This window comes from Pseudomonas onubensis, assembly GCF_965653655.1.
Lineage (GTDB): Bacteria > Pseudomonadota > Gammaproteobacteria > Pseudomonadales > Pseudomonadaceae > Aquipseudomonas.
On sequence record NZ_CBFHAZ010000028.1, the window covers coordinates 16,816 to 34,796 of the forward strand.

Annotated in this window: 13 protein-coding genes; 11 read left to right on the forward strand and 2 right to left on the reverse strand. The window is 62.9% G+C overall.

Annotation, left to right across the window (positions count from 1 at the left end; all coding sequences use genetic code 11):
* Entirely contained in the window at nucleotides 1-507 is a 507-nt protein-coding gene (tssB, locus tag ACTD9P_RS12080; RefSeq protein ID WP_017135823.1) for a type VI secretion system contractile sheath small subunit, read from the reverse strand.
* A 54-nt stretch (nucleotides 508-561) separates the two neighbouring features.
* Nucleotides 562-1,581 carry a type VI secretion system protein TssA gene (gene tssA / locus ACTD9P_RS12085; RefSeq protein ID WP_438867894.1) on the reverse strand — a complete coding sequence of 340 codons (1,020 nt, stop codon included), beginning with the start codon at nucleotides 1,579-1,581 and terminating at the stop codon, nucleotides 562-564.
* 393 nt (nucleotides 1,582-1,974) lie between these two features.
* Between tssA and tagH the strand changes: the two genes are divergently transcribed.
* From tagH to ACTD9P_RS12140, 11 genes are read left to right on the forward strand one after another with little or no spacing between them, the layout of a single operon-like run.
* A complete protein-coding gene (gene tagH, locus ACTD9P_RS12090; RefSeq protein WP_438867895.1) occupies nucleotides 1,975-3,297 on the forward strand; it encodes a type VI secretion system-associated FHA domain protein TagH in 1,323 nt (440 codons plus the stop codon).
* Between the two features lie 55 nt (nucleotides 3,298-3,352).
* A complete protein-coding gene (gene tssJ / locus ACTD9P_RS12095; RefSeq protein ID WP_438867896.1) occupies nucleotides 3,353-3,862 on the forward strand; it encodes a type VI secretion system lipoprotein TssJ in 510 nt (169 codons plus the stop codon).
* An 18-nt stretch (nucleotides 3,863-3,880) separates the two neighbouring features.
* Entirely contained in the window at nucleotides 3,881-5,215 is a 1,335-nt protein-coding gene (gene tssK / locus ACTD9P_RS12100; RefSeq protein WP_438867897.1) for a type VI secretion system baseplate subunit TssK, read from the forward strand.
* A 6-nt stretch (nucleotides 5,216-5,221) separates the two neighbouring features.
* Nucleotides 5,222-6,511: a DotU family type VI secretion system protein gene (locus ACTD9P_RS12105; protein ID WP_438867898.1), complete on the forward strand. Its 1,290-nt coding sequence runs from the start codon at nucleotides 5,222-5,224 to the stop codon at nucleotides 6,509-6,511.
* Nucleotides 6,508-10,008 carry a type VI secretion system membrane subunit TssM gene (gene tssM / locus ACTD9P_RS12110; RefSeq protein WP_438867899.1) on the forward strand — a complete coding sequence of 1,167 codons (3,501 nt, stop codon included), beginning with the start codon at nucleotides 6,508-6,510 and terminating at the stop codon, nucleotides 10,006-10,008. Before ACTD9P_RS12105 ends, tssM begins: the two co-directional genes overlap by 4 nt.
* Complete coding sequence (tagF, locus tag ACTD9P_RS12115; protein ID WP_438867900.1) at nucleotides 10,005-10,658, forward strand: type VI secretion system-associated protein TagF; 654 nt, start codon at nucleotides 10,005-10,007, stop codon at nucleotides 10,656-10,658. The genes tssM and tagF overlap by 4 nt, the downstream gene beginning before the upstream one ends.
* Entirely contained in the window at nucleotides 10,659-11,378 is a 720-nt protein-coding gene (locus ACTD9P_RS12120) for a PP2C family protein-serine/threonine phosphatase (RefSeq protein WP_200432359.1), read from the forward strand.
* Nucleotides 11,375-14,353 carry a serine/threonine-protein kinase gene (locus ACTD9P_RS12125; protein WP_438867901.1) on the forward strand — a complete coding sequence of 993 codons (2,979 nt, stop codon included), beginning with the start codon at nucleotides 11,375-11,377 and terminating at the stop codon, nucleotides 14,351-14,353. Before ACTD9P_RS12120 ends, ACTD9P_RS12125 begins: the two co-directional genes overlap by 4 nt.
* Complete coding sequence (locus tag ACTD9P_RS12130; RefSeq protein ID WP_438867902.1) at nucleotides 14,353-15,057, forward strand: ABC transporter ATP-binding protein; 705 nt, start codon at nucleotides 14,353-14,355, stop codon at nucleotides 15,055-15,057. The genes ACTD9P_RS12125 and ACTD9P_RS12130 overlap by 1 nt, the downstream gene beginning before the upstream one ends.
* A complete protein-coding gene (locus ACTD9P_RS12135) occupies nucleotides 15,057-16,241 on the forward strand; it encodes an ABC transporter permease family protein (RefSeq protein ID WP_438867903.1) in 1,185 nt (394 codons plus the stop codon). The genes ACTD9P_RS12130 and ACTD9P_RS12135 overlap by 1 nt, the downstream gene beginning before the upstream one ends.
* Nucleotides 16,234-17,946, forward strand: a complete 1,713-nt coding sequence (locus ACTD9P_RS12140) for a formylglycine-generating enzyme family protein (RefSeq protein ID WP_438867904.1) — start codon at nucleotides 16,234-16,236, stop codon at nucleotides 17,944-17,946. Before ACTD9P_RS12135 ends, ACTD9P_RS12140 begins: the two co-directional genes overlap by 8 nt.
* Nucleotides 17,947-17,981: the final 35 nt, after the last annotated feature.

Below are 17,981 nucleotides of genomic sequence, written 5' to 3' on the forward strand. Positions count from 1 at the left end.
TTACTGATCCCCTGCTGGCTTGGGCGCGCTGGCAAGTGCCTGAAGCAGTGCCGGGTCCTTGATCGCCTTCATGATGATTTCTTCGGCGCCAGTCTTGCCGTCCATGTAGGTCAGCAGGTTGGCCAGTTGGGTGCGGGCTTCGAGCAGTTGCTTGAGCGAATCGACTTTGCGGGCCACGGCGGCCGGGCTGAAGTCGTCCATGCTTTCGAAGGTGATGTCCAGGCTCAGGTTGCCTTCGCCGGTCAGCTCATTCGGTACGTGGAAGGCTACGCGTGGCTGCATGGCCTTGAGACGCGAGTCGAAGTTGTCGACGTCCACCTCAAGGAACTTGCGATCAGCCACAGGCGCCAGCGGCTCGGCAGGCTTGCCGGCGAGGTCGGCCATCACGCCCATTACGAAGGGCAGCTGGACCTTTTTCTCGGCGCCGTAAAGCTCGACGTCGTACTCGATCTGCACTCGAGGCGCACGGTTGCGCGCGATGAATTTCTGAGAACTTTGCTTCGCCACGTTGCTGCTCCTGGTCGCTTGAGCGACGGTGTTGTTACTGCACAGTCCGGCGGCTTATTCGCCTTCCGGGCCGCGCAGGTTTTCAAATTGGGACATGCCGTCGGGGATCAGATTGCGCACGATGGCCGCAAAGTCGGCGTGCACCAGATGCTTCGCCCGGTTCAACAGCACCGGCAGCGGGCTCGAAGGCTCGTGCCGGGTGTAGTACGCAAGGATCTTGTCGAGGCTGCGCAGCACGTCATCGCGGGTGGCGATGTCACCCGTCGGGCGCGGTGCGGCGGTGGCTGCGGCCAAATCGACCGAGGGGGCATCGTCTTCACTGACGGCCTCGGGTTCGCTGCTGCCTGCAGGGTCGGGTACGGCTTGATTGAGGATCTGCAACGCCTGCTTGAGCGGTTGCTTCAACAGGCTCAGGTCCACGCCCTGAGCCGAGCCGACTTGGTCGCTGACCTGTTGTTCGATGGCTTCGCAGGCGGCGCGCGCGGCACTCAAAGCGTCGCGGGTGGCTTGCAGCTGCTCGGGGTCGCTGTCGAGGAACGCGGCGTTGAGTTGCTGGGCGCCGAGTTGTTCATCCGGGAAGTTCAACAAGCCGCTGGCGTTGAGCGCGGCGCGCAGGCTCACCGGCCCGAACGTGCGTGAGCGCGTGAGGATGCTTTCGCGCAGCAGGCGGATGGTCGCGTCGCTGGTCAAGCCAGACAGGGCGTTGATGCGCACCGTGGGGTCGTTATCGTCGTCGGCATCCAGGCGCGGGTACAGCTCGGCCCAGTATTCGCGCAGCAGCGCGTTGATCAGCGTAAGGACTTCGGCAAGCCCGGCCACGCCTTGGAGGGCGAGGGAGCTTTGCAACAGGAAATGGGTGATACGCAGGTCTTTGCTGCGTTGCAACAAGTCGAGGCTTTGCTGCTGGATGCTGCGCCATTGCGGTGGTTCGGCGGGCAAGATCGAGTCGCCCATGCTGCGCTCGGGTTGGCCCTTGGCATCACGTTCCAGTTGGAGGAATTGCGCGTCATATTCCATGTCTTCGCCACAGGGCGAAGTCGCGGAAACGGCGGCGAGCAGCAACGGCACATCCACTTGATTCGATCTCCTTATCAGCCCGTTAGATGGCGGGCAATGCATGCATTAGTTGCGCAATGAACTTTGCATGTTTTCTTGGTCATATACTCAGCGTGCCACTACGGTGCCATCACTTATGTTCAAGAAGTTGTGCATTTTTGGTGTAGTAGTTACGCCTTGTCAAGGTAAGCTATTCGCCCTCTGTGACAGATGTGCGGTGTTTAACACACTGCGCGACTGACGGGTCTGACGGCGCCCCCAGACAGGATTTTTGTCACAGAAGCCGGTTAAGATCAGCAATCATGCTGACAAAAGCAGATTTTACGGTCGTTTGCACGACTTGGCAGGGTGCTTGCGGGAAGCGCTCTCCCTTGGAATAGACCGCGCGCGATGTATCAGCAAGGAGGCAAGATGTCGCTGTGTTTGACTATCACTAGTTATCACAAGATCACCCCTGGTCAATGCCCTGAAAAGTCCATGAATCAGGGCGCGATGGCTATTGGCCGCAGCTCCGACAATGACTGGGTATTGCCTGATCCAGAGCGGTTAGTCTCCTCGCAACATTGCGTTATCCAATACAAAGATGGCCGTTACTATCTAACCGATAACAGTACAAACGGAGTGGAGCTGGTTAACGCCGGTATCCGAATGCGTAGAGGGAACAGCGAGCCGTTGCAAGATGGCGAGTTGATCCGCATCGGCGATTACGAGATCCAGGCGCGTATCGATTTCAACGTGCAAGCGCTTGATAGCCAACCGTTCACTGGCGATTCGCCGAACAGTTTTGAAGCGCTGATGGGCGCAGTGGCGAACAAACCCGCACCCGTGCCTGTGATCGCGCCGCAGTTCCAGGGCGCGTCGTCGATGGATACGCTGCCCGACCTGTTCGACTTCCTCACTCCGACCACCGTGCCGCCGCCTACCGTGGCGGACCACGTACCCAGCGAGCAGCACGATTTTCGTCCGCCTACGCCGGTCGTGGTGCCCGTGGACGAAAAGCCCATCGTGTCGGGCTCGGTGATTCCCGAAGACTGGGATTTGTTCGGCGACACGCCCGCGCCCGTTGTTGCAACGCCACTGCCGGTTGCGCTACCTGAACCGCCGGCAGCGCCAGACGACCAGCCAACCGCCCCGGCCATCACCCAACAGCCCGACCTGCTGCAAGCCTTCCTGCGCGGCGCCGGGCTGGACCAATTGCGCCTCGACAAGGCTCAAGCCGAAGCGCAAATGGAAAGCATCGGCCGCAGCTACCGCCTTATGGTCGAAGGGCTGATCGATGTGTTGCGTGCCCGCGCCAGCCTCAAGGGCGAGTTCCGCATGCAGCAGACCATGATCCAGCCGGCTGAAAACAACCCGTTGAAATTTGCGCCGAATGCCGACGAAGCCTTACTGCTTCTGCTTCGTCATGGAAACCAAGCGTTTATGGCGCCGGACATTGCCGTGCGCGACAGTTTCGACGACCTGCGCGCTCACCAACTGGCGGTGATGGCCGGTGTGGAAGCGGCGATCAAACACCTGCTCACGCGTTTTGAACCGGCACAGCTGGAAGAGCGCATGGGCAAGCCCGCCGGGCTGTCGAGCCTGTTCAACGGCTCGCGCCAGGCGCAGTACTGGCAGCAGTTCACCGAGCTCTACAGCAATATTTCCCGCGAAGCCCAGGAAGATTTCCAGGACCTGTTCGGTCGCGAATTCAGCCGGGCTTACGAAGAACACAGCGCACGACAGCGACGCTAAACGCGCCGCAACAATGGATAAAACGGATAGCTAAGTACGTCATTGAGGACGCAGGATGATTCCTAGGTTTTTACTCGCAGCCGCCACCGCGCTGTTGCTGACGGCGTGTGCCAAGGACGCGGTCAAACCCGAGGTTGCCGCTGAGGCGCAAGCAGGCACTGCCGCCGTCGAGTTGCACTTTCACGCCATTGCCGGGCTGAACCCCGGCGCCAACGGCCTGGCCGCGCCGGTGCGGGTGCGCATTTTTGAGCTGAAAAACGCCGCCACCTTCAGTCGGTCCGACTATTTCGCCTTGGCTGACCGCGCGCAATCCACCCTTGGCCTGGACCTGCTGGACCAGGACGAAGTGATGATCCAGCCCGGCCAGCAACTGAGCATTCAGCGCGACCTTGACCCCTCCACACGCCAGGTCGGCTTGCTGGTGGGCTACCGCGAACTGGACCGCGCGCAATGGCGCACGGTGCTCACCGTTCCGGCGCGCCAATACACCGAATACCAGATCAGCCTCGATGTGCGCGCCGTGCGCGCCGACGTCGTGGTTCCCCCATCCAGCCCTGCCCAATAAGAAACCCTCGGAGTCCCCATGTCCTGGAACAATCGCGTGGTCTGGTCGGAAGGCATGTTCATCGGAACGCAGCACTTCCAGCAGCATGACCGTTACCTGGAAAACCTCATCGACGCGCGCAGCCGCCCGTTGTCCGCCGGTGCCTGGGGCTTTTCCGAGTTGCTGATTGACCAGGGCCTGTTGGCCCAGGGCAAGCTGGCGATTGTGTCGGCGCGTGGCCTGTTGCCCGACGGCACGCCGTTCAATATTCCCCAGGACGACCTGGCGCCGAGCCCGCTGAATATCGACGACAGCCTGCGCGATGGCTTGGTGTACCTGGCGTTGCCGCTCAAGCGTGCCGGTGCGCGCGACACGGTGGATGAAGGCGAAGCGCTGGAAGCGGCGCGCTACGTCAGCCAGGTGCGTGAAGTGCGCGACGATAACGCCCCGTTTGAAAACCGCGCGACAGTGGCCGTGGGCTCCCGAGCGCTGCGCCTGTTGACCGCCCAGGACGGCATCAGTGACTACGCCGCCATCGGCCTGGTGCGCATCAAGGAAAAACGCGCCGACCGCGCGCTGGTACTCGACGACACTTACATCCCACCAGTGCTGGACGTCGCCGCGAGCAAACCGCTGAGCGCCTTTCGCAGCGAGTTGCTCGGCCTGCTGCACCAGCGCGGCGAAGCCCTGGCGGGCCGCGTGGTCGCCTCGGGTGCGGGTGGTGCGTCGGAGATTGCCGACTTCATGCTGCTGCAACTGGTCAACCGGGCACAGCCGCTGATCCAGCATTTGAGCCAGTTAAGCCCGTTGCACCCAGAGCGATTCTTCAGCGAACTGGTGAGCCTGGCCGGTGAGTTTTCGACCTTTTCAACCTCAGGCCGTCGCCCTCAGGAATACCCGCAATACCAGCACGACGACCTGTCGCTGAGCTTCGCCCCGGTGGTGGCGGCGTTGCGTGAAGCACTGTCAATGCTGATCGACAGCAAAGCCACGCCGATCCCGATTGTGGAAAAAGCCTACGGTATCCACGTGGCCATGCTCGCCGACAAAACCTTGCTCGACAGCGCCAGTTTCATCCTCGTGGTACGCGCCGACGTGCCCGGCGAAACCCTGCGCGCGCGCTTCGGCCAGCAGAGCAAAGTCGGCTCGGTGGAGCACATCCGCGACATGGTCAACCTGCAACTGCCAGGCATCGGCCTGCTGCCGTTGCCGGTTGCACCACGCCAGATCCCGTACCACGCAGGCAGCACCTATTACGAGCTGGACCGTGGCAGCGAGCACTGGCAGCAACTGAACAACTCCGGCGGGTTTGCCTTCCATATCGCCGGGCAGTTCCCGGGCTTGAACCTGGCCTTCTGGGCGATCCGAGGATAATCCGCGATGCATCCCAATGATGATGACCGCACCCAGTTCATGCCGCGCCCAGGTGGCCGTGCGCCAGAACCTGCACGTGCTGAACCGGCACCGCTGTCGATGCCGGCGGCACCGATTCTCACCGGCAAAAGCCAGGGCCTCAACCCGCTGGAAAGCGCCGCCGGGCCGTTATTGGCGTTGTTGACGCGCCTGCGCAACACCATCGCGCACCCAGCGCCGGCCAGTTTGCGTGCGCAGTTGCTGGCCTACCTGCGCCAGTTCGAAGAACGCGCCGAGGCTGCCGGCGTGGCGCGCAACGAAGTGCTGCTGGCGCGTTATGCGCTGTGTACCGCCCTCGATGAAGCCGTGCTCAGCACGCCGTGGGGCAGTGCCAGCGACTGGGGCAAGCAGAGCCTGTTGATCACCGTGCACAATGAAGCCTGGGGCGGCGAAAAAGTCTTCCAGTTGCTCGACCATTGCCTGCAAAGCCCGCGCGAACGGTTGTACCTGCTGGAGCTGTTGTACCTGTGCATGTGCCTGGGTTTTGAAGGCCGCTACCGCGTGATGAATGACGGTCGCAGCCAATTGGAAGCCCTGCGTGAGCGCACCGCCGCCGCCATTCGCAGTGCGCGTGGCGAGCACGAGCGCGAGCTGTCGCCGCATTGGCGCGGCGTGACCGTGGCGCGTGATCGCCTGGCGCAATTCATGCCGCCGTGGATCGCCGTGGCCATCGGCCTGGCGTTGCTGCTGGCATTGCTGTTTGGCTTGCGCATGAAGCTGGCGTCGGATGCGGAACCGGTGTTCAAGAATATTCATGCCCTGGGCGAAATTCCGGTGCAGGCCATCGACCGCCCAGTGGTGCAGCCCAAAGTCATCGAGCGGCCGCGCCTGGCCGGCTTTTTGGTGGAAGATATCAAGGCGGGCCGCGTGGCGGTGGAAGACAAGGTCGACCGTTCCGTGGTGACGATCCGCGGTGATGAACTGTTCGCTTCTGCCAGCTCCAGCATCCGCGATGATTTCGAGCCGCTAATGCTGCGCATCGCCGACGCCATCCGCAAGGTCAAGGGTCAAGTGCGCGTCACCGGCCATAGCGATAACCGCCCGATTGCCACGCTGCGTTTCCCGTCCAACTGGGCATTGTCCGAAGCACGCGCCAAGTCGGTGCTGGAAATTCTGGCGGCCAAGACCGGCCAGGCGGATCGCTTCAGCGCCGAAGGCCGCAGCGACACCGAGCCGGTGGCTACCAACAGCACTGCCGAAGGCCGTGCCCGCAATCGTCGGGTTGAAATCACCGTATTGGCGGAGGGCGTCGAGTGAAGGCGTTTTTCAGTTTCATGATTCGCTGGGTGATCCCCGTGCTGGGCCTGATTGCCCTGAGCCTGATCATCTGGTTTGTAGGGCCGTTGCTCGATGTGCTGATGCCGGAAGGGCGGCGCTGGGCGCTGATCATCCTGGTGTTTGCGCTGTGGATCGCCTACCGCGTAGTGCGCATTATCCAGGCGCGCCGCCAGGCCGCCGAAGTGATGCGCAGCCTCGCCGCCGAAACCCCAGCCGACCCCAACAGCGTCGCCACCGCCGAAGAGTTGTCGACCTTGCGCCAGCGCATGGACGAAGCCCTGACATTGCTGAAAAAGGCCAGGCTGGGTGGTGATGAGCGCCGCAACCTCTATGAGCTGCCGTGGTACGTGATCATCGGCCCGCCGGGTTCGGGCAAGACCACCGCGCTGGTCAATTCGGGCCTGCACTTTCCACTGGCTGCACAGTTGGGCGCCGGTGCCGTGCGTGGCGTTGGTGGTACGCGCAACTGTGATTGGTGGTTTACCGACCAGGCCGTTTTGCTCGATACCGCTGGCCGCTACACCACCCAGGACAGCAACTCCACAGTGGATAAAGCTGCATGGCTGGGCTTTCTCGAGCTGCTGAAAAAGCAGCGTTCGCGTCGCCCGATTGATGGCGCGTTTATCGCCATCAGCCTGTCGGATCTGCTGCTCGGTACGGATGCCGAGCGCGCCGCCCATGCGGCCGCGATTCGCCTGCGGATCCAGGAGCTGTACACCCAGTTGGGCGTGCGTTTCCCGATCTACCTGATGCTGACCAAGCTCGACCTGGTGCCGGGCTTTATGGAGTTCTTCGACAACCTGAGCAAGGAAGACCGCGCCCAGGTGTGGGGTATGACCTTCGCCCTGGACGACGGCAAAAACAGCGACAGCCCACTGGCCCATCTGCAAAGCGAGTTTGCCGGTCTTGAGCAGCGCCTGAACGAACGGCTGGTGGAACGCCTGCAACAGGAGCGTGACCCGGCGCGGCGTGATCTGATCTACGGCTTCCCGCAGCAGTTCGGCGCGTTGAAAAATTGCCTGCAAAGCTTCCTCGAAGGCGTGTTCAAACCCAACGCCTTCGAAGAGCGCGTGTTGTTGCGCGGCGTGTACTTCACCAGCGGCACCCAGGAAGGCAGCCCGATTGATCGCCTGATCGGCGCCATGGCCCAGAGCATGAACCTGGACCGCCAGCACCTGGCGCGCCAGAGCGGCACCGGGCGCAGTTATTTCATCGAAAAGTTGTTCACCGCCGTGGCGTTTGCCGAGCGTGGGTTGGTGGGTGTGAACCCGAAAGTCGAGCATCGCCGCAAGTGGATTGCACGCGGTGTGCTGGCAGCTACCGTCGCCTTGGTGGTGGTGGTCAGTGGCCTGTGGTGGGTGAGTTATCGCGCCAACCAGGCGTACATCGCCCAGGTTGATCAGAAGGTCGCGCCGCTGGGCCAGGCCGTACAGAACCTCAGCCCGGCGCAGCGCGAAGTGCTGGCGGTGTTGCCCCTGCTCAACGCGGTGAAGAGCCTTGCGGGTGATTCGCCGAGTTGGTCTGAAGGCCTGGGCCTGTATCAGGGCGATATGCTTGAAGCCGAATCCGCCAGCGTCTACCGCAAGCTGTTGATCGCCGTGTTCGCGCCGCGACTCGTGACGCGCATCGAAGAACAACTGCACGGCGGCGGCACTTCCGACTTCCTCTACGAGGGCCTCAAGGCCTACTTGATGCTCGCCGACAGCGAGCATTACGACCCGGACTTCATCAAGGCCTGGATCGCCCTGGACTGGGACCGCAACCTGCCGCGTGACCTGCCGGCCGATCAGCGCCAGGCGTTGACCGGGCACTTGCAGGCGCTGTTCGACCGCCACCCGCCCAATGCGCGGCTGGACCCACGCTTGATCGACGACCTGCGTCGCCAGTTGCAACAGCTGCCGGTTGCACAGCGTGTTTACGACCGGGTCAAACGCCAGAAACTGCCCGAGGGCATTGCGGACTTTCGCCTCAACGAAGCCGCCGGCCGTGATGCTGCGCTTGTCTTCAGCCGTAAAAGCGGCAAGCCATTGGGCGAACCGCTGAGCGGGTTTTTCACCGCCAAAGGCTATCGCCAGGCGTTCCTGCTCAGCAGTCTTAACCAGACCGGCACTCTGGCCGAAGAGCAATGGGTGCTGGGCCGTGAGCAAGCCGATCAACAGAACGTAGTGAGCCTGGCCGCCGATGTGCGCCGCCTGTACTTCCAGGACTACCAGCGCCAGTGGGACGCCTTGCTCGCGGACATCGACTTTGTGCCGATCACCAGCGTGGCCCAGGCGGCTGATGTGCTGCGGGTGATTTCCGGCCCGACTTCGCCGCTGAAAAAGCTGCTGGTAGCCGTGGCTAAAGAGACCGATCTGCAAGCTGAAGAACGCCAACTGGCCGCCAAAGGCGTGCCGGTAGAAGGCGGTGTCGACAAGCTCAAGGAGCGACTGGGCAGCTTGCTGGGCCAGGAACAACCGAGCGCTAGTGCACCCCAAGCGGCGGACGATCCGGTGACCGCGCACTTTGCCGAACTCAATAGCATCGTCAGCAAAAACGAAGGCGAACCGGCGGCCATCGACGGCCTGTTGGCGGACATGAACGCGCTGTATGTGCAAGTCAGCGCCATGGTCGGCGCCAGTGGCGACGCCTTGCTCGGCGAGGCCAAGAACCAGGCGGCGGCTGCGGCCACGCGGGTCAGCCTGAATGCCGAACGCCAGCCACCGCTGGTGCAGGGCATGGTCAAGTCGGTGGTCAACTCCACCACCAACAGCATGATGGGCGGGGTGCGTAACCAACTGAATGCGGCGTGGGTGAGCGAAGTGGTCAACGTGTATCGCCAATCCCTGGCGGGGCGTTATCCGATGTCGCCGGGCAGCGCGCGCGATGCCACCCTGGATGACTTCGGCCAGTTCTTCGGTGTGGGCGGGGTGATGGATAATTACTTCCGCAAATACCTGCAGCCTTATGTGGACACCTCGGCGCAAACCTGGCGCTGGCAACCGGGCGCGGCGCAGAAGCTTGGGATTGCGCCGGGCGTGCTGCAAACCTTCCAGCGTGCGGCGGCTATTCGTGACGCGTTCTTTAGATCGGGGGGCACCCAGCCGATCGTGCGTTTCGAGCTCAAGCCGGTGTCGATGGACCCGACCATCACCCAGTTCCTGCTCGACCTCGACGGCCAGCAGTTGAGCTACGACCACGGCCCGAGCCGCCCGGTAGCGATGCAATGGCCCAACCCCGGCAGCATCGGCGTGGTGCGTATTTCGATCATGCCGCCGTCAGCCAGCGGCCGTTCCGGCGTGACGCTGGACGGCCCATGGGCATGGTTCCGTCTGCTGGAGCAATCGGACCTGAGCGCTGGTAACTCACCGGACCGCTTCAACCTGCGTCTGCGGGTCGACGGCGCGAGCATTGCCTACGAGTTGCGCGCCAACAGCGCCTTCAACCCGTTCAAGAGCCGCGTACTCAGTGGCTTCAGCCTGCCGGAGCGGTTATGACCACGCTGGGCTTCTACGGCAAGTTGGCCAGCCGCGGTGACTTTGTAAGCCGCGCCTTGCCCCAGAGTTTTATCGGCCCGTGGGACAGCTGGCTGGCGGCAGGTTTGCTCGCCAGCCAGAGCAGCCTGGGCGGCGATTGGCTCAACGTCTATCTGGTCAGCCCGTTGTGGCGTTTTGTCTTGGCGCCGGGCGTTTGCGGGCCGGACGCGGCGGCAGGCGTGGTAATGCCGAGCATTGATCGGGTCGGGCGCTATTTCCCGTTGGCGGTGGTGGCGTTGCTCGATCACGACACTAATCCGGCGTCCCTGGTGGGCGGCCCGGACACCTGGTTTGAGCAGGCTGAGGAGCTTTTGCTCGGCACGCTGGAGGCTGGCGCTACGTTTGAAGACTTCAACGAGGGTGTCGACAGCCTGGGCATCCCGGCCAGTGAACAACGCGCGGTCGACAGTCGCTTCGCGGGCCTGCAACGGGTCGCCGCCACGGTGCCCCACAGCCGCATGACCGCCCTGGCCGAGCAGGCCTGTGAAGGCGCCAGCCTGTGGTGGGGCCGTGGTTCACAACGTATTTCCCCAGGTTTATTGCGGTGCCAGGGTTTGCCTGCTGCCGGCGATTTTGCGCAGTTTTTGCTCGGACAAGAAGGTGTGGTGTAGATGGGGGCGACGTTCAAATCAGCGAGCAAAAGCCATGTGGGCATGGTGCGCCAGGTCAACGAAGACGCGTGCCTGGACCTGCCGGAAAACCGCCTGTGGGTGGTAGCCGATGGCATGGGCGGGCATGCGGCCGGCGATTACGTCAGCAGCCTGATCGTCGACAGCCTGCGCAATGTGCCGGTGGGGCGCTCTCTGGATGAATACTCAGCGGCCCTGCGCAATGACCTGATCCGCATCAACGCCAGCGTGCGTGAAGAAACCGCCAACCGTGGCGTGACCATGATGGGCAGCACCGTAGTGGTGCTCGCCGCACGTGGCCTGCGTGGCGTGTGTTTATGGGCCGGCGACAGTCGCCTGTACCGCCTGCGGGAGGGGCAACTGGACAGCATTTCCCGCGATCACAGCTACGTGCAAGACCTGCAAGACAGCGGCCTGCTCAGCGAAGCCGACGCGCGCGTGCATCCTCGCGCCAATATCGTCACCCGCGCGGTGGGCGTGGAAGCCCAGCTGGAAGTGGCGGTGGCTGACCTGCTGATCGCTCCAGGCGACAGTTACCTGCTGTGCAGCGATGGCCTGAACAAGACCGTCGAAGATTATGAAATTCGTGAAGTGCTGAGCCACGACGCGCCGGACGAAATCGTGCGCAGCCTGGTGCACCTGGGGCTCAACCGTGGCGCGCCGGACAATATCACTGCCATTGTCGTGAAGGTTTCGCCATGAACATTGTGATCCCAGGCTACGACATCGAAGGCGAGATCGGCGAAGGCGCCATGGCCAGCGTTTACTTGGCGACCCAACGCTCGCTTGAGCGCAAGGTGGCCTTGAAGGTGATGGCGGCGGCACTGGCGGCCGACCCGAGTTTTTGCGAGCGTTTTCTGCGTGAGGGCAAGACCCTGGCGCGCTTGTCGCACCCGCACACGGTGACCATCCATGACATCGGCAATGTCGGTGAGCTGTACTACATGGCTATGGAATACCTGCCCAACGGCACGCTCAAAGAGCGCATCGCCGCCGGCCTGACGCCGGAGCAGGGCGTGACGCTGATTCGTCAGATTGCTTCGGCGTTGGGCTATGCGCACGCCCAAGGGCTGGTACACCGCGACGTCAAACCGGCGAACATCCTGTTTCGCGCTGACGGCACCGCCGTGCTCTCGGACTTCGGCATTGCCAAGTCCCTGGACGATCGCACCCAGTTCACTCAAGCCGGTTTTGCCGTGGGCACGCCGAGCTACATGAGCCCGGAGCAGGCGCGTGGCCAGGAAATCGATGGCCGCGCCGACCTGTATGCGTTGGGCGTGGTGCTCTACGAAATCCTCGTCGGCAAGCTGCCGTATAACGGCACTGATGCGCTGTCCACTGCGTTGGCGCATCTGACCGAGCCGCTGCCGGAACTGCCGGTGCACCACGGGCGTTATCAGGACGTGCTACGCAAGCTGTTGGCCAAAGACCCGGCCGAGCGGTTCCCGGATGCGGCGGCGTTGCTGCGCGCGCTGGACCAACTGCCGGCAGATTCGCCGGAAGCCACGCTGGTGCGGCCGTTGCCGATTCCGCTGAGTTTTGACTTGGCCGGAATGACGCCAGTGTCCATCGAGATTCCGACCGAAAAACCCCAGCCGCAACCGGTGCGTCAGCCGGTGGTGACGCCAACGCAACACCGCGCCGTGTCCGAGCAACGCCGTGGGCCTGTGTTGGCGCTGGCGGCTGTTGCCGTGGCGGTTGCGCTGGCCATCGGCGGCGCCAGTTACTGGTGGCTGAGCGGCAGCGATGAACCTGCCAAACCGCCTGTCGCCGTGGTGCCCAAGACCACACCGCCGCCAGCGGTAACGCCGGTGGTGGCCGAGGCGGATGGCGGTCAGCGGCCGTTGCTGATGGCCGGTAAAAAGACTTTGTTCCAGCGCGTGCTCAGTAAGCCGGGCGCCAAGCTGTCCCATGATGCCGGTGGTGCAGCAGGTGAAGCTCTGCCAGCGTTTTCGGTGCTCTATGTTTACCAGCGCAAAGACATTGACGGCAGCCCGTGGGTGCGCGTCGGCGCCGCTACCGATGGGCGCAGCGATGGGTGGTTGCCCGCCGCTCAAGTCAGCGACTGGAAGCAAAGCCTGGTGCTCAAGTTCACCGAGCGCTCGGGCCGCGCGCCGGTGATGTTCCTGCGCCAATCGGCGCAGGTGGAAAAGCTGTTGACTGATCCCGCCGCCGCCAAAAACGTGTTGGCCAAGGCGCAGAAGAACCGCGAAGACAATCAACAGGTGCTGGCGCTTGAGCCGACGGCCAGCGCGGTGCCGCAAAACCAGTTTTACCTGCTGCCGATTTTTGATTCCAAAGAAAGCTTCGACGAAAACGGCCAGCCGGTGCAGTTGCTCAATGTGGCGTCCATCGACCCAGGCAGCGCGGCGGCCAAGCCGGCCACCAAAGCGATCGCTGCAGACGCTTTCCGCACGGCCGTGGTGCTGGTGGTCGACACTACGGTTTCGATGCAGCCTTACATCGATCAGGTTCGCGATGTGGTGCATGAACTGCAAACCCGCATCGCCGAGCGCGGCGAGCTTGATAGCGTGAGCTTCGGGCTGGTGGGGTTTCGCAACAGCATCAAGAAAACCCCCGGTTTGGAATACGTCGCCAAGACGCTTATCACTCTGGACCAGGGCCGCGACCCGCAGCGCTTCCTCGACATGGCGCGTCAGGTCAAAGCGTCCACGGTGTCCAGCCATTCGTTCAACGAAGATGCATTTGCCGGAGTGATGCAGGCGGTCGATGGCATGGACTGGTCCGGCTATGGCGGGCGCATCATTCTGCTGGTCACCGATGCTGGCGCGCTGCGCAAAAACGATCTGTTCGCCGCTACCCAGATGAACGAAGCCGAAGTGCGTCAGGCGGCACTCGGCAAGCAGATCAAGATTTACGCCTTGCACCTGCGCACCGACGCCGGCAAGAAAACCCATGCCGGTGCCGAAACCCAGTACCGCGTGCTCACCGCCGACGCTAACCCGCAGATCGGCGACCTCTACACGCCGGTACCCGGTGGTGATGTGCACAAGCTGGGTGAGCGGGTGGATGAGATCGGCACGGTGTTCGCCAATCTGGTGCACCAGGTACGCAGCGACACGCCGCAACCGGTGCCGTTGCTGAGCAGCGCGCCGAGCCTGGCGGACAAATCCGCAGCAGTCGGCTACGCCATGCACATGGATTTCCTCGGCCGCAAAACCGCGAGCCAGGCGCCGCAGCTGGTCAGCGCCTGGACCGCCGACCGCGACCTGACTAACCCGGCGTTGCCGGCGTTTCAGGTGTGCGTGATGCTCACCAAGTTGCAGCTCAACGACCTGCAGCAATCGCTGAAACTGATCGTGGATGCCGCGCGCAAAACCCAGACCTCGCCCAAGGACTTCTTCCAGGAAATCGCCAGCGCCTCGGCCTATATGAGCCGTGACCCGCAGGCCCTGCGCAAGGGCGGTAACCTGGCCAATGGCGGCCTGCTTGGCGAGTACCTGGAAGGCCTGCCGTATCGCAGCAAGTCGCTGAACATGACCCAGGACTTGTGGTTGTCGCTGAGTGTGGCCGAGCAGGAAGACTTTATCGACGAGCTGGATTCGAAGATCCGCCTCTACGAAACCTTCCACAATGACGTGGCCAACTGGGTCCGTTTCGGCGATGCCGAGCCGGGCGATGCGTTGTACCGCGTGCCATTGTCGACGCTGCCGTAATGCTGAACTTGAGCGCGGTGCACAAAAGCCGGGGCACGGGGAGCCAGCGTTACAGCCTGGTGATTCCGGCTTTGCAGCTGCGTGCGGGCGAGCAACTGGCGATTGTCGGGCCCAGTGGTTGCGGCAAAAGCACTTTGCTGGACCTGCTGGCGCTGGTGTTGGCGCCGGATCACGTTGGCCAGTTTGAATTTCACCAGGCCGACATCGGTGGGCTGTGGCGTGCCGATCAGCAATCCACACTGGCTGCGCTGCGCCGCCAGCACTTGGGTTATGTGCTGCAAACCGGCGGCCTGCTGGGCTTTCTCGATGTGCGGAGCAATATCGCCTTGTCGCGGCAATTGCTCGGTTTGAAGGATGACGGCAGCGTGGCGCGCCTGGCCCAACAGCTGGAGATCAGTGACCAGTTGGCGAAGAAACCGGCCGACTTGTCCGTAGGCCAACGCCAGCGCGTGAGTTGCGCCCGAGCCCTGGCCCATGCGCCGCAGTTGGTGCTGGCGGATGAACCGACCGCGTCGCTGGACCCGCTGAATGCCGAGCGCGTGATGCAAGCGCTGCTGGCCCAGGCCCGCGAACAGCGTGCCGCCTGCGTGATCGCCACCCATGACGAACCCTTGGCCCGCGCCAGTGGCTTGCAGGTACGGCGCATCGGTTGCCGTCGTGACCCTGACGGCGGCGTCACGGCCATGCTCGGGGAGGTGTGCTGATGCGCATCGGCTTGGTGGCGTCACTGGCTTGGCAGGATTACCGCAATGACGCCTGGCTGTCGGCCTGTTCGGTGCTGGCGCTGGTGGCGGTGATCGCGCCGTTGCTGGTGTTATTCGGCTTGAAATTTGGACTGGTTGGCAGTTTGACCGAACGCTTGGAGACCGACCCGGCTACCCGTGAAATTATCCCATTGGGCGGTGGCCGATTCAGCCGCGAATTTATCCAGCAGCTTGGCCAGCGCAGCGATGTGGCGTTTGCCGTGCCGCGTACCCGGCAAATTGCGGCAACTGCGCAGGTGGGTACGCTGACGTTGGAAATGCTGCCGACGGCGGCGGGTGATCCATTACTCAGCGGTTTGCCTATGCCCAAGGGCCTGGACCAGATCGTGCTGAGCCACACCGCCGCCGAAAAGCTCGCGGCGCGGCCTGGCGACTGGCTGGAAACCAGTTTTGCACGACAAGTGGCGGGGCGCGTCGAAGCCCAGCGTATGCGCCTGCAAGTGCTGGCGGTGTTGCCGCTGGCAGCTTTCGCCCGTGATGGCTTGTTTGCGGATTTGGGTTTACTGGAAGCAGCGGAAGATTACCGCGATGGTCGCGCCGTGCCGGCGTTGGCTTGGGAAGGTGATGCGATGGGCGTCAGCGAGCAGCGTGTGTATCCGGCGTTTCGTCTGTACGCGCGCAACCTCACCGATGTAGATCCGTTGCGGGTGTATTTCGCCGGGCAGAATCTATTGGTATCGACCCAGGCACAGACCATCGCCCAGGTGCAGTCGCTGAGCCGCAACCTGTCGCTGGTGTTCTGGATTATTGCCGGGCTGGCCTTGGCCGGGGCGTTTGCAGCGATCTTCGCCGGGGCGCTGGCGGCGGTTGCACGCAAGCGGCGGGAATTGTCGGTGTTGCGCCTGCTGGGGTTTTCCACCGCCGCACTATCGCTGTTTGTGGTGGTGCAGGCGCTTTACAGCGCAGGTTTTGCGGCCTTGCTCAGCGCCGGTCTGTATGGGCTGGCCGAGGCAGGTTTGAACCAAATGTTTATGCAGGTGCCGGGCGAGTACGCCAGCCACCTGCTGGCGCGTCACTACGGCCTGGCCCTGGTTGCAATCCTCGGCGTCAGCGCCGTGGCAGCGGCTTGTGGCGGTTGGCGAGTGACGCGGGTCCAGGCTTCTGAAGGAATCAGAGATGTATAAGTTACTGGGCGCCGCCATGGCGCTGAGCTTGGCTTCGCTGGCGTGGGCCGATGAGGCGAGTGACAAACTCGATAACCCTAAACCGTTGCCCGATGACGTGAGCCTGCCGCTGCCCTGCGAAGGCAACATGGTGTTCCGCTACGCCTACGTGCTGGCCCAAGGCACGCTGGATGACCGCGAGATCAGCCTCGGTTACCCCTTTGCCGAAGGCGAGGCGGGTTATCAGCAATCGTTTATTTCCGGCTACCGCCGCGACTTTATCAACGGCCAGTTCACCCTCAAGGACTTGCCCAAGGACTGGAACACAGTCATCGCGCCGTTGATGCCGAAAACCGACGCCAAAACTCCGCTCAAGCCGATGCTGTATTTCATCGGCAAGTACGAAGTGACTGCCCGCCAGTATGCACAGGTGATGTCTCAGGCACAGTCGCTGGCCAGCGGCGAACCGGCACCTGCGTGTGATGCACCGACTGGCATGGCCGGGCGTTTGCCCAAGGTGAAGTTGTCGCGTTTTGAAGCGGAGCGTTTCTCGGCGGTGTACAGCGCCTGGCTGATGAAATACCACCGGGAGTTGCTGCCGGTGAGCGGGCGCGGGTCTTCCGTGGATGACGGTGGCCTGGGCTTTGTGCGCCTGCCCACCGAAGTGGAATGGGAATATGCCGCACGCGGTGGCCAGGCGGTGAGCCGTCAGGAACTGGAAGGGCGCCTGTTCCCACGCCGTGTCGAGGGCAGCGACAGCGACGGCCCGCTGGGCGATTACGCGGTGTTCAACCAGGTCGCCGGCGGCACTGGCCAGGCGGCGCGCTTGATGCCCATCGGCACCAAATTGCCCAACCCCATCGGCCTGTTTGACGTGATCGGCAACGCGGCGGAAATGGTCCAGGAATCGTTCCAGCTGGTGCATGCCGGACGTCGCCAGGGCACCTACGGCGGTTTTGTGGTCAAGGGCGGCAATTACCTGGAAGGCGAGGGCACGCTGTTTACCGGCATGCGCCGTGAGTACCCGTTGTTCGCAGCCGATGGCACTGAGCAAAGCAACGAAACCACCGGTTTTCGCGTGGCGATCGGTGCACTGTCGGCGCCGCGTTCGCGCTACAAGGAGCTGTTCGCCCAGTGGCAGAAAGAAGGCCGCCTGGCCTCGCTGACTGACGCCATCGATGACGCCCAGGACCCGACCAAGCGCCTGGACAGCATCATCGCCGCCAGCGTCGACCCCAAGTTGCAAGCCGAACTCGGCCTGGTCAACGAAGAGCTGAAACGCAACGTCTCGCTGATTGCCCAGCAACGCGAAGAAGCAGCGGGCAACCTGATCCAGTCGGCCGCGTTGGTGGCCGAGACCATCAGCAACTACAACATCCGCCTGGCCAACTTGCAGAAGAGCCGCCAACAGGCCAAAGACAATAAGGATGAGGCCAGCGCGCAACTGTTCGACATGGCCATCACCAATGGTCGCAGTGCCCTCGACGGCGCGGTGGCGATTTACATCGACAACCTGGCCACCGGCACGCGCTACACCGATGCGGTGATCCAGGCTCAGTTTCAACGGATCAAGGAAGAGTTGGATCGCAAGCCAGTGCTCGGCAAGAGCCTGGTGACGCGCGCGACACTGTTCGTTCGCCATGTCGGCAACTACCGCAAGCAACAGCGGGCCGACCCGGCAGCGATCTTGAAGGAACTGCTCGCAGCGAGCGGTCAGCGGTCTTGACCGCTGGTTGTGCGGCGAGCTTGGAAGGGACTCAG

What these genes read in the sequence shown, in the direction of transcription:
- tagH (WP_438867895.1), top strand. Translation starts at nt 1,975, where the DNA reads ATGTCGCTGTGTTTGACTATCACTAGTTATCACAAGATCACCCCTGGT.
- tssJ (WP_438867896.1), top strand. Translation starts at nt 3,353, where the DNA reads ATGATTCCTAGGTTTTTACTCGCAGCCGCCACCGCGCTGTTGCTGACG.
- tssK (WP_438867897.1), top strand. Translation starts at nt 3,881, where the DNA reads ATGTCCTGGAACAATCGCGTGGTCTGGTCGGAAGGCATGTTCATCGGA.
- ACTD9P_RS12105 (WP_438867898.1), top strand. Translation starts at nt 5,222, where the DNA reads ATGCATCCCAATGATGATGACCGCACCCAGTTCATGCCGCGCCCAGGT.
- tagF (WP_438867900.1), top strand. Translation starts at nt 10,005, where the DNA reads ATGACCACGCTGGGCTTCTACGGCAAGTTGGCCAGCCGCGGTGACTTT.
- ACTD9P_RS12120 (WP_200432359.1), top strand. Translation starts at nt 10,659, where the DNA reads ATGGGGGCGACGTTCAAATCAGCGAGCAAAAGCCATGTGGGCATGGTG.
- ACTD9P_RS12125 (WP_438867901.1), top strand. Translation starts at nt 11,375, where the DNA reads ATGAACATTGTGATCCCAGGCTACGACATCGAAGGCGAGATCGGCGAA.
- ACTD9P_RS12130 (WP_438867902.1), top strand. Translation starts at nt 14,353, where the DNA reads ATGCTGAACTTGAGCGCGGTGCACAAAAGCCGGGGCACGGGGAGCCAG.
- ACTD9P_RS12135 (WP_438867903.1), top strand. Translation starts at nt 15,057, where the DNA reads ATGCGCATCGGCTTGGTGGCGTCACTGGCTTGGCAGGATTACCGCAAT.
- ACTD9P_RS12140 (WP_438867904.1), top strand. Translation starts at nt 16,234, where the DNA reads ATGTATAAGTTACTGGGCGCCGCCATGGCGCTGAGCTTGGCTTCGCTG.